General features: G+C 70.3%; 8 protein-coding genes. 4 read left to right on the forward strand and 4 right to left on the reverse strand.

What is annotated here, in order from left to right:
- Positions 1–7 precede the first annotated feature (7 nt).
- From nuoL to recQ, 4 genes are all read left to right on the forward strand, one after another.
- Entirely contained in the window at positions 8–1,909 is a 1,902-nt protein-coding gene (nuoL, locus tag ACFVW8_RS00925; RefSeq protein WP_389685436.1) for an NADH-quinone oxidoreductase subunit L, read from the forward strand.
- 4 nt (positions 1,910–1,913) lie between these two features.
- A complete protein-coding gene (locus ACFVW8_RS00930; protein ID WP_389685437.1) occupies positions 1,914–3,485 on the forward strand; it encodes an NADH-quinone oxidoreductase subunit M in 1,572 nt (523 codons plus the stop codon).
- Positions 3,482–5,146 (forward strand): NADH-quinone oxidoreductase subunit NuoN, encoded by a 1,665-nt coding sequence (nuoN, locus tag ACFVW8_RS00935; RefSeq protein WP_389685438.1) that lies wholly within the window; start codon positions 3,482–3,484, stop codon positions 5,144–5,146. The genes ACFVW8_RS00930 and nuoN overlap by 4 nt, the downstream gene beginning before the upstream one ends.
- Positions 5,147–5,280: 134 nt before the next feature.
- Positions 5,281–7,362: a DNA helicase RecQ gene (gene recQ / locus ACFVW8_RS00940; protein WP_389685439.1), complete on the forward strand. Its 2,082-nt coding sequence runs from the start codon at positions 5,281–5,283 to the stop codon at positions 7,360–7,362.
- A gap of 27 nt (positions 7,363–7,389) precedes the next feature.
- On the opposite strand, the gene ACFVW8_RS00945 is transcribed toward recQ, so the two are convergent.
- The 4 genes from ACFVW8_RS00945 to ACFVW8_RS00960 form a co-directional block, all read right to left on the reverse strand.
- Positions 7,390–7,998: a Uma2 family endonuclease gene (locus ACFVW8_RS00945; protein ID WP_389685440.1), complete on the reverse strand. Its 609-nt coding sequence runs from the start codon at positions 7,996–7,998 to the stop codon at positions 7,390–7,392.
- Positions 7,999–8,133: 135 nt separating this feature from the next.
- Positions 8,134–8,784, reverse strand: coding sequence for a GPP34 family phosphoprotein (locus ACFVW8_RS00950; RefSeq protein ID WP_389685441.1), 651 nt, complete (start codon positions 8,782–8,784; stop codon positions 8,134–8,136).
- Positions 8,781–10,010 (reverse strand): fumarylacetoacetase, encoded by a 1,230-nt coding sequence (gene fahA / locus ACFVW8_RS00955; RefSeq protein WP_389685442.1) that lies wholly within the window; start codon positions 10,008–10,010, stop codon positions 8,781–8,783. The genes ACFVW8_RS00950 and fahA overlap by 4 nt, the downstream gene beginning before the upstream one ends.
- A gap of 151 nt (positions 10,011–10,161) precedes the next feature.
- A complete protein-coding gene (locus tag ACFVW8_RS00960; protein WP_389685443.1) occupies positions 10,162–12,156 on the reverse strand; it encodes a CocE/NonD family hydrolase in 1,995 nt (664 codons plus the stop codon).
- Positions 12,157–12,164: the final 8 nt, after the last annotated feature.

The raw sequence follows: 12,164 nt of genomic DNA on the forward strand, positions 1-12,164 counted from the left end.
TTGTACCGTGGAGAACCTGATTGCGCTGCTTGTCGCGGCGCCCCTGCTCGGAGCGGCGGTGCTGCTCTGCGGCGGCCGGCGGCTCGACCGTGTGGGCCACTGGCTCGGCACCCTGCTCGCCGCCGCCTCCTTCGTCATCGGCGTGGTGATCTTCCTCGACATGCTGGGGAAGGGCGCCGAGGACCGGGCCCTGCACCAGAAGCTGTTCAGCTGGATTCCGGTCGAGGGCTTCCAGGCCGATGTGGCCTTCCAGCTCGACCAGCTGTCGATGACGTTCGTCCTGCTGATCACCGGTGTGGGCACGCTGATCCACATCTACTCGGTCGGCTACATGGCGCACGACGAGCGCCGCCGCCGCTTCTTCGGCTATCTGAACCTGTTCCTCGCGGCGATGCTGATCCTGGTCATCGCCGACAACTACCTGCTGCTGTACGTCGGGTGGGAGGGCGTCGGTCTGGCGTCGTACCTGCTCATCGGCTTCTGGCAGCACAAGCCCAGCGCGGCCACCGCCGCGAAGAAGGCCTTCCTGGTCAACCGGGTCGGCGACATGGGCCTGTCGATCGCGATCATGCTGATGTTCACCACGTTCGGCACCTTCGCCTTCGGCCCGGTCCTGGAGGCCGCCGGCGGCGATCAGGCGAGCGAGGGCAAGCTGACGGCGATCGGCCTGATGCTGCTGCTCGCCGCGTGCGGCAAGTCCGCCCAGGTCCCGCTGCAGTCCTGGCTCGGTGACGCGATGGAGGGCCCGACCCCGGTCTCGGCCCTGATCCACGCCGCCACCATGGTCACCGCGGGCGTCTACCTCGTCGTCCGGTCCGGCGTGATCTTCAACAACGCCCCGGACGCACAGCTGGTCGTCGTGGTCGTCGGTGCGGTCACGCTGATCTTCGGAGCCATCGTCGGTTGCGCGAAGGACGACATCAAGAAGGCCCTCGCCGGGTCGACGATGTCGCAGATCGGCTACATGATGCTGGCCGCCGGGCTCGGCCCGATCGGCTACGTCTTCGCGATCATGCACCTGGTGACGCACGGCTTCTTCAAGGCCGGGCTCTTCCTCGGCGCCGGTTCGGTCATGCACGGCATGAACGAAGAGGTCGACATGAGGAAGTACGGCGGCCTGCGGAAGTACATGCCGGTCACCTTCATCACCTTCGGTCTCGGCTACCTCGCCATCATCGGCTTCCCCGGACTGTCCGGCTTCTTCTCCAAGGACAAGATCATCGAGGCGGCCTTCGCCAAGGGCGGCACCGAGGGCTGGATCCTCGGCGCGGTCACGCTGCTGGGCGCCGCGATCACCGCGTTCTACATGACGCGCGTGATGCTGCTGACGTTCTTCGGCGAGAAGCGCTGGCAGCCCGACGCGGACGGCCATGAGCCGCACCCGCACGAGTCCCCGAAGTCCATGACGATCCCGATGATCGTGCTCGCGTTCGGCTCGGTCTTCGCCGGTGGCTTCTTCTCCATCGGCGACCGCTTCCTGCACTGGCTGGAGCCCGTCACCGGCCACGACCACGGCGACGCACCGGTCAGCGCGACCACCGTCACCGCCGCCACCATGGTGGTGCTCGTCATCGGTGTCGGCATCGCCTGGGCGATGTACGGCCGCAAGCCGGTGCCCGCAGTCGCCCCGCGCGGCTCGCTGCTCACCCGGGCCGCGCGCCGCGATCTCCTCCAGGACGACTTCAACCACGTGGTCCTGGTCCGCGGCGGCGAGCACCTCACCCGCTCGCTGGTCTACGTCGACCACACCCTGGTCGACGGCGTCGTCAACGGCACGGCCGCCTCGATGGGCGGGCTCTCCGGCCGGCTGCGCAAACTGCAGAACGGCTACGCCCGCTCCTACGCGGTCTCGATGTTCGGCGGTACGGCGGTTCTCATCGCCGCGACCCTGCTGATGAGGGCGGTCTGATCACATGTCCTTTCCCCTCCTGACAGCGACGGCGGCGCTCCCCGCGATCGGCGCGGTCGCCACCGCCGCCGTCCCGGCCGCGCGGCGCACGTTCGCCAAATGGCTGGCGCTGCTCTTCTCGCTGGCCACCCTGGTCCTCGCGGGAATCGCGCTCGCCCGCTTCGAACCCGGCGGCAGCCGCTACCAGCTCACCGAATCGCACGCCTGGATCAAGGACTTCGGGGTGCGGTACGAGCTGGGGGTGGATGGCATCGGGGTGGCGCTCATGGCGCTCACCGCCCTGCTGATCCCCTTCGTCATCCTGGCCGGCTGGCACGACGCCGACCCCCTGGAGACGAACTCGTCGCGGTGGCGCCCCACCCAGGGCTTCTTCGCCCTGATCCTCATGGTCGAGGCGATGGTGGTCCTCTCCTTCGAGGCCACCGACGTCTTCCTCTTCTACATCCTCTTCGAAGCCATGCTCATCCCGATGTACTTCCTCATCGGCGGCTTCGGGGACCGGGCCCACACCGGCAGCGACGAGAACGCCGCCGCCCAGCGCTCCTACGCGGCCGTGAAGTTCCTCCTCTACAACCTGGTCGGCGGCCTCATCATGCTGGCCGCGGTGATCGGGCTGTACACGGTCACGGGGACGTTCTCGCTCTCCGAGATCGCCGAGGCCCGGGCCAACGGCACGCTGTCCATGGCGACAAGCACCGAACGCTGGCTCTTCCTCGGGTTCTTCTTCGCCTTCGCGGTGAAGGCCCCGCTGTGGCCGCTGCACACCTGGCTGCCCAACGCCATGGGCGAGGCGACCACCCCGGTCGCCGTGCTGATCACCGCGGTCGTCGACAAGGTCGGCACCTTCGCGATGCTGCGCTTCTGCCTCCAGCTCTTCCCGGAGGCCAGCAAGTGGGCCACCCCGGTGGTCCTGGTCCTGGCGCTGATCAGCATCGTCTACGGGGCGTTGCTCGCCGTCGGCCAGCGCGACATCAAGCGGCTGATCGCCTACGCGTCGATCTCGCACTTCGGCTTCATCATCCTGGGCATCTTCGCGATGACGAGCCAGGGCCAGTCGGGCGCGACGCTCTACATGGTCAACCACGGCATCTCGACCGCCGCGCTGATGCTGGTGGCGGGCTTCCTGATCACCCGCCGCGGATCGCGGCTCATCGCCGACTACGGGGGAGTGCAGAAGGTGGCCCCGGTCCTGGCCGGCACCTTCCTGATCGGCGGTCTGGCCACCCTGTCGCTGCCGGGGCTCGCCCCGTTCGTCAGCGAGTTCCTGGTCCTGGTCGGCGCGTTCTCCGCGTATCCGGCGGTCGGCATCATCGCCACCACCGGGATCGTGCTCGCCGCGATCTACGTCCTCGTCCTCTACCAGCGGACGATGACGGGACCGGTCAAGGCCGAGGTCCAGGGCATGGCGGACCTCAAGGTCCGTGAGCTGGTGGTGGTCGTCCCGCTGATCGCACTGCTGATCTTCCTGGGTGTCTATCCGAAGCCGCTGACCGACATCGTCAACCCGGCGGTGCAGCACACCATGTCGGACGTACAGAAGAAGGACCCCCAGCCCGAGGTGGAGGCCGCCCAGTGAGCGCAACAGCTGTCCACAGCCTGTGGACAATGGCGGGCGGGGTGACATCGGCCGCCCCTGACGAGAAGTTCAAGGCGCCGGTCATCGAGTACGCCCAGCTGACCCCGGTCCTGATCGTGATCGGAGTCGCCGTCGTGGGCGTGCTCGTCGAGGCCTTCGTGCCGCGCCGGGCCCGCTACTACACGCAGGTCTTCCTGACCGTCCTCGCCCTCGTCGCCGCGTTCGCCGCGGTGGTCGGCCTGGCGGCCGGCGGATACGGGACGACGAAGGCGCACATCGCCGCGATGGGGGCCGTCGCGATCGACGGGCCCGCCCTGTTCCTCCAGGGCACCATCCTGCTGACGTCACTGGTCGCCGTCTTCACCTTCGCCGAGCGGCGGCTCGATCCCGAGTCGCACGGAAACCGCATCGACTCGTTCGCCGCGCAGGCCGCTTCGGTCCCCGGCAGCGACAGCGAGAAGGCCGCCGTCAAGGCCGGGTTCACCACCACCGAGGTCTTCCCGCTGATCCTCTTCTCGGTGGCGGGCATGCTGGTCTTCCCCGCCGCCAACGATCTGCTGACGCTCTTCGTGGCCCTGGAAGTCTTCTCGCTCCCGCTCTACCTCCTGTGCGCCGTCGCCCGCCGCAAGCGGCTGATGTCGCAGGAGGCCGCGGTGAAGTACTTCCTGCTCGGCGCCTTCTCCTCGGCGTTCCTGCTCTTCGGGATCGCCCTGCTGTACGGGTACGCGGGCTCCGTCTCGTACGCGAAGATCGCCTCCGTCGTCGACGGCTCCATCCAGCAGATCGACCCGGCGCTCGCGGACACCATGGGCAACGACGCGCTGCTGCTCATCGGCGGCGCGATGATCCTGACCGGCCTGCTCTTCAAGGTCGGCGCCGTCCCGTTCCACATGTGGACCCCGGACGTCTACCAGGGCGCCCCGACCCCGGTCACCGGCTTCATGGCCGCGGCCACGAAGGTCGCCGCGTTCGGCGCGCTGCTGCGCCTGCTGTACGTGGTCGTCCCGGGCCTCACCTGGGACCTGCGGCCGGTCATGTGGGGCGTCGCGATCCTCACGATGCTGGGCGGTGCGATCGTCGCCATCACCCAGACCGACATCAAGCGGCTGCTGGCCTACTCCTCGATCGCGCACGCCGGCTTCATCCTGGCCGGTGTCATCGCGGCCACGCCGGAGGGCATCTCCTCGGTCCTCTTCTACCTGGCCACGTACTCCTTCGTGACGGTCGGCGCCTTCGCCGTCGTCACCCTGGTGCGTGACGCGGGCGGCGAGGCGACGCACCTGTCGAAGTGGGCCGGGCTCGGCCGGCGCTCCCCGCTGGTCGCCGCGGTCTTCGCGGTGTTCCTGCTGGCCTTCGCCGGTATCCCGCTGACCTCGGGCTTCTCCGGGAAGTTCGCGGTGTTCAAGGCCGCGGCCGACGGTGGCGCGGGCGGACTGGTCGTCGTCGGTGTGATCTCCTCGGCGATCGCCGCGTTCTTCTACATCCGGGTCATCGTGCTGATGTTCTTCAGCGAGCCGAAGGCGGACGGCCCCACGGTCGCCGTCCCGTCCCCGCTGACGATGACCACGATCGCGGTCGGTGTCGCGGTCACCCTGGTGCTCGGCCTGGCCCCGCAGTACTTCCTGGACCTGGCGAGCCAGGCGGGAGTCTTCGTGCGGTAGCGCGCGCACCACTGCTGGGAGAGCGCCGGACGGGCTTGGAGGTCAAGCCCGTCCGGCGTTGTCGTAGGCGGCGCCTATCGTGGCAGGGGAGAGCGCAGGGACAGAACGGGACAGGCCGTCGGGGGAACAGAGCGATGAGCAGGACGGGCGGGACGGGCGTGACGGACGTGACCATGGGTGTGACCGGGAGCGATGCGCAGGAGACGCTGCACCGGGTTTTCGGGTACGAGACGTTCCGGGGTGAGCAGGAGGCCGTCGTCGACCATGTGGTCGCGGGCGGGGACGCCGTCGTGCTCATGCCGACCGGTGGCGGCAAGTCGCTCTGCTACCAGATCCCGTCCCTGGTCAGATCCGGTACGGGCATCGTCATCTCGCCGCTGATCGCCCTGATGCAGGACCAGGTGGACGCCCTGCGGGCGCTGGGTGTGCGGGCCGGATTCGTCAACTCGACGCAGGATCTCGACGAGCGGCGCTCCATGGAGGCCCAGTTCCTCGCCGGTGAGCTGGACCTGCTGTACCTGGCCCCGGAGCGGCTCCGGCTGGAGTCCACCCTCGGCCTGCTCTCCCGTGGCGAGATCTCCGTCTTCGCGATCGACGAGGCGCACTGCGTCGCCCAGTGGGGCCACGACTTCCGGCCCGACTACCTGGCCCTGTCCGTGCTGGGCGAGCGCTGGCCCGCCGTACCGCGCATCGCACTGACGGCGACGGCCACCGAGACCACACACCGGGAGATCACCCAGCGCCTGGGCATGCCCGATGCCAAGCACTTCGTGGCGGGCTTCGACCGGCCCAACATCCAGTACCGCATCGTGCCCAAGGCCGACCCGAAGAAGCAGCTGCTGTCCTTCCTCAAGGAGGAGCACGCCGGGGACGCGGGCATCGTCTACTGCCTCTCGCGCAATTCGACCGAGAAGACCGCCGAGTACCTCTGCCGCAACGGCATCGAGGCCGTCCCGTACCACGCGGGCCTGGACGCCGGCACCCGAGCGGTCCACCAGTCCCGCTTCCTGCGCGAGGAGGGCCTGGTCGTCGTCGCGACGATCGCCTTCGGCATGGGCATCGACAAGCCGGACGTGCGCTTCGTCGCCCACCTCGACCTGCCGAAGTCCGTCGAGGGCTACTACCAGGAGACCGGCCGGGCCGGCCGTGACGGCGCCCCCTCCACGGCCTGGATGGCCTACGGGCTCCAGGACGTCGTCCAGCAGCGCAAGCTCATCCAGGGCGGCGAGGGCGACGAGGCCTTCCGCCGCCGGGCCGCCTCGCACCTGGACTCCATGCTGGCGCTGTGCGAGACGGTGCAGTGCCGCCGGGCCCAGCTGCTGAAGTACTTCGGCCAGGAGCCCACCTCGGCCTCCTGCGGCAACTGCGACACCTGCCTGGCCCCGCCCGAGACGTGGGACGGCACGGTGGTCTCCCAGAAGCTGCTGTCCACGGTGGTACGGCTGAAGCGGGAGCGCGGACAGAAGTTCGGCGCGGGCCAGATCATCGACATCCTGCTGGGCCGCAAGACGGCCAAGATCATCCAGTTCGACCACGACCAGCTCTCGGTGTTCGGCATCGGCGAGGAGCTGGCCGAGGCGGAGTGGCGGGGCGTGGTCCGCCAGCTGCTGGCCCAGGGCCTGCTCGCGGTCGAGGGCGAGTACGGCACGCTGGTGCTCACGGAGGAGAGCGGTTCCGTCCTCGGCCGGGAGCGCGAGGTGCTGCTCCGCAAGGAGCCGAAGAAGGTGGCCCCGTCCCGTTCCTCCTCGTCGAAGAGCGGCAAGGGCAAGGCGGCCGCCGTCGCCGACCTCCCGGAGTCGGCCGTCCCGGTCTTCGAGGCGCTGCGCGCCTGGCGCGGCGCCCAGGCCAAGGAGCTGGGCCTGCCGGCGTACGTGATCTTCCACGACGCGACGCTGCGGGAGATCGCCGCGCTGCGGCCGGGTTCGCTCGCGGAGCTGGGCGGCATCAGCGGACTGGGCGAGAAGAAGCTGGCGACGTACGGGGAGGGCGTGCTGGAGGTACTGGCGGGGCTCCCGGGGGACGCGGCACCGGGCGATGCGGGGGCGGCGGAGCCGTCTGCTTCTGCCCCGGTCCCGGCCCCGGCGCCTGCACCCGCCACGGCCACAGCTGCCTCTCCCACACCCCGGGTCCGGGTGCCCGATCCAGCGCCTGCACCCGCCGCTCCGGCCGCCGATCCGGAGTTCGGCTGGGACGAGGAGCCGCCGGAGTTCGACTGAGGCGGATACCGAGTTGCGGCGGCCGGTCTACTCGGAGGCCGCCGCCCGGCGCCTGGAGACGATCGCGGTCAGATCGAGGTCGACCGTGAAGGGCGCGGACACCTTCATCCGGTCGTGGAAGATCCCGGTGGAGGTGTACGCCCCGGTCGCCGGCTCCAGCTCGAAGACGTACACCACCGCGTGGCCGTCCTGGTTCTCCACCCGCCAGTAGTGCGGGATCTTCGCCCGTGCGTACTTCACGGGCTTGGTCTCCCGGTCACGGGTGACGGATTCGTCGGACACGACCTCGATCGCGAGCAGCACGCTGCTCGCGGGGAACCGGGTCTGCCGCAGACTCTCGACCGCATCGGCTCGGACGACGACCACATCGGGCTCGGGCCGGTTCTGGAAGTCGACGTCGATGGTGAATTCCCGCACGACGTCCAGGTCGGACGGCGCCAGCGACTGCAACTGCCAATTGAAGAAGTCGACCGCCCGCGAATGAAAGAGGGTCTGCGGACTCACGAAAACCAAGCTCCCGTCGATCAGCTCCGTATGCGGAGGCAGATTCGGGAGTGTGTCCAGGTCATCGGCGGTCCAGCCGCCCACGGGCGGAACCGCCCACCGCGGCTCGGAGGCCTCGGGTTCGATGCTCATCAGTGCTCCCATGCGCCGGAGTCTGGCGGGTCCGTCCAGCGTATCCGCACGAAACCGGCTCGGGCCTGCCTGAACGTGTGAACGAGTCACGCGTCGTTGACCACCGTCCCCCCGGGCCGCCCGCCGACCCAGGCCCTACCCGCCGCCCCCCGACTGGTTCGACTTGTCCTGGCGGACGTTGCGGAGCACCGCGTGGGCCGGCCAGTGGTCGCGGACCAGACGGCGCATCGCGCTGCGGCTGCCGCGGTCGGTGCCGACGAAGCGGGCGAGGCCCGCCGCCGAGACGAGGGCGGCGAGGGTCCGGCTGCGGTGGTCGGGGAAGCCGGCCTGCTCGGCTCCGACGAACCGCTGCCTGGCATGGGCCGCCAGGTCCTTCGCCACCACCGGGTGGCGGTGGTACGGCAGCAGGCCGAGGAAGCGGTGGGTCTCGCGGCGCAGGACGCCGCGCTCCACCAGGGCGTCCAGATACATGCCCTCGACCTGCCGCCCGGCGTGCCGCACCCAGCCCTTGGCCGACACCCCGGAGAACCGCCCGCCCTTGCCGGGCGCCGGCAGGCTCCGCATCACCGCGGCGAGCACCGGGTCCGGCGGCTCCAGCGGGTTGGCCACCTGGAAGTGCCCGCCCTGCCCGGTGACCCGGCCCTGGAGCTCCAGCTCCGCCAGGGCCGCCCCGGCCATCGCGTACTCCAGGAAGCGGTTGCGGCAGAACGGTTTGCCGCGCACCGGGTCCAGGGCGAGCAGCAGAAGTTCCTCGGGAAGTGCCGGTACCGGCGGGGTCGGCATCATGGCGCGGACACGATCCGTCCGGTGACCTCACCGAGACCGACCCGGGTGCCGTCCGGGCCCGGTGCCCAGGCTGTCAGCGTCACGGTGTCCCCGTCCTCCAGGAACGTCCGCTTGCCGTCGGGGAGTTCGAGCGGATCGCGGCCGTTCCAGGTGAGTTCGAGCAGTGAGCCGCGCTGGGCCGGCTCGGATCCGCTGACGGTGCCGGAGCCGTACAGGTCGCCGGTGCGCAGCGAGGCGCCGTTGACCGTCATCTGCGCCAGCTGCTGGGCGGCCGTCCAGTACATGGTGGAGAACGGCGGTTCCGCGACGACCTGGCCGTTGATCGCGACGGAGATCCGCAGGTCGAAGCCGCCGGGCTCCTCCTCGTCCGCGTCGTCGAGATACGGCAGCAGCGCGAAGTCACGGGCGGGCGGGGCGGTGCGGGCGGCGTCCAGGGCCTCCAGCGGCGTCACCCACGCCGATACGGACGTGGCGAACGACTTGCCGAGGAAGGGGCCCAGCGGGACGTACTCCCATGCCTGGATGTCCCGCGCCGACCAGTCGTTGAGCAGCGACAGGCCGAAGACGTGCTCGCGGAAGTCGGCGAGGGCGACGGGGCGGCCCTGCTCCGAGGCGACGCCGACGACGAAGCCGACCTCCGCCTCGATGTCCAGCTTCACGGACGGACCGAAGACGGGGGCGGGGTCGGCGGGTGCCTTGCGCTGTCCCGAAGGCCGCGCCACATCCGTGCCCGAGACCACGACCGTGCCCGAGCGGCCGTGGTAACCGATCGGCAGGTGCTTCCAGTTGGGGGTCAGTGCGTCGCCGTCCGGGCGGAAGATCCGGCCGACGTTGGTGGCGTGGTGCTCGCTGGCGTAGAAGTCGACGTAGTCCGCCACCCGGTAGGGCATATGGAGCGTCACGGAGTCCACCGGGTGCAGCAGCGGCTCTATGTCCGCGCGGTGGGCCGGGACCGTCAGCCACGCGGTCAGCGCCCGGCGCACATCGCTCCAGGCGGTGCGGCCGGCCGCGAGCAGTGGCATCAGGTCGGGCTGGGCCAGCAGTTGCGCGTAGGGCGAGCCGAGGGCCAGCGCGGCCGCTCCGGCGTCCAGCACATGGCTGCCGATACGGACACCGACGCGTCGTTCCCCGGGCCGGTCGGGGGTGGAGAAGACGCCGTACGGAAGGTTGTGCGGACCGAAGGGATCGCCCTCGGCCACGTCGAGCGGGCTGCTCTGCTCGGGCATCTGTTGCTGCCTCGCTTTCCAGGTCGCTTGGGGGACACGTTACGTCGGGGGTGTCACCCGGCGGCAGAGCCCCAACCACCCCCTCCCCATGCCCGGAAAGTCCCGCCGTATCCCCGCGCACCCGGAGGAACGCGAGGACCGGCGGCGTGGTTCACCCGGCCGTGCGCGGAATGCGCTTCTCCCAGGTCCGGTGGAAGACGACCTCGTCGCCGTCCTTGCACACCACCTCGTTGGACGTGATGAAGTCGCTCGCGTCGGCGCTGATCTCGGAGCGCGTCTCGATCCGCGCGTCCCACGCCAGTTCAGGCCGGTGCAGCCGGATCGTCCAGTCGGAACGGGTGCGGGCGGAGAGCGGGTCGCGTTCCTGGACCGTGTACGTCTCCACCGCGTCCTCGGTGAATTCGAGGCCGTCCGGGTAGACCCGGGTGCCGCCGTAGCGCGGGTCCACCTCCATCCGCCACTCGCCCTTGGCGACATCGCGGATCACCAGCCGCTCGGGACGCTGCTCGTCGAGTGTGGCCGGGTAGACGACGCCGAGCGGCTCCGACTGCTCCGGCTCCTCGAAGTGGATCGCGGGGTCCTCGGTGTGCCGGCGCACCGGCAGTTCGACGAAGCTGCCCTCGGCGTCCAGGGTGAAGCCCGCCGAGCCGGCCTGCGGCCAGATCCACGGCCAGTACGAGGAGGAGACCGCGAGCCTGATCCGGTGGCCGGGCGGGAAGGTGTGGCCGATGCCGTTCAGCTCGAACGTCACGTCCTCGGTCGCCCCCGCGGGCCAGTCCTCGGCGCGGTCCCGGCCGTGCCGGGCGGCGAGGTTGAGGACGCCGCGGGTGACGAGCGTGGAGGAGCCGTCGGGGGCGACGTCGCACAGCCGGGCGATCGCCTGGCCTCGGGTGACGTCCATCCGGATGCGCAGCCGCACCCGGGGGCGGCCCAGGATCTCGATCGGGGCGGCCTCGACCGGGAATTCGAAGGACACCGACTTGGCGTCCTCGTCGCGCTGGTCGGGCGGCAGGTCGGCGTCGTTGCCGAACGGGAAGAACCGGCCCGCGTCCACCCCGGTCTGCTGCGGCGAGTCGACGGTCTGCGGCCCGCCCTTGAGGGCGTACGCGACCGGCGAGACGTTCTCCGAGGGCCAGCTGGTGTCCCCGACCCAGCGGCCGGGCAGCGTCTCGTACACCGTGGCGGGCCGGTGCGACTCGCTGATCCAGGACCTCAGCAGCGGCTCCGCCATGACGCCGGTGTCCTTGCCCTTCAGATGCTGGTCCCACCAGCGCAGCGTCTCCTGGAGGAAGCCGATGCCGGGCCCCGGCGGCAGACCGCGGTCGGGGTACTGGTGCGACCAGGGCCCGATCAGCCCGCGGACCTTCGCCGGGTCCAGGTGCTCGACGAGCCGGAGCACGGTGTCGCGGTACGGGTCGTGCCAGCCGCCGACCGCGAGGACGTTCGCCTTGATGGCGGAGTAGTCCTCGCAGACGCTGCCGTGCCGCCAGTAGTCGTCGCGCGTCTGGTGCGCCAGCCAGGTGTGGATGAACGGGTCGACGGCCTCCAGCCGGTTCAGCCACATGTCCTTCCACGCGTCGCCGACCTGGGCGGGGTCCGGCGGCCGGGAGACGAAGGCCAGCATCGTCGCCGCCCAGGCGTGCATGTCCACGGCGAGGACGGATCCGCCCATGTAGTGGACGTCGTTGTCGTACCGGTCGTCCGCCGAGCAGACGGTGACGATCGCCTTCAGCGGCTCGGGGGCGAGCGCGGCGATCTGGAGGGAGTTGAAGCCGCCCCAGGAGATGCCGAACATGCCGACCCGGCCCGAGCACCACTCCTGCTGGGCGAGCCAGTGGACGACGGCGACGCCGTCGGCGAGCTCCGTCGCGTCGTACTCGTCGCCCGGCAGCCCCTCGCTGTTGCCGTGGCCGCGCACGTCGACCCGCACCGAGGCGTAGCCGTGCCCCGCGTACCAGGGGTGGCGCTGCGCGTCGCGCGGCGCGGTCCAGTCGCTCAGCCGGTACGGCAGGTATTCGAGCAGCGCGGGCACCGGTTCGTCGGTGACCGGCCGCCAGATCCGCGCGTACAGCCGGGTGCCGTCCGGCAGCGGGATGCGGATGTCCTCGTGGGTCGTCTCGTACGGGAACTCGGTCTCGATGTGCATGGGGCTAC

The sequence above is a fragment of the Streptomyces sp. NPDC058221 genome, assembly GCF_042882365.1.
In the GTDB taxonomy this organism is placed as follows: domain Bacteria; phylum Actinomycetota; class Actinomycetes; order Streptomycetales; family Streptomycetaceae; genus Streptomyces.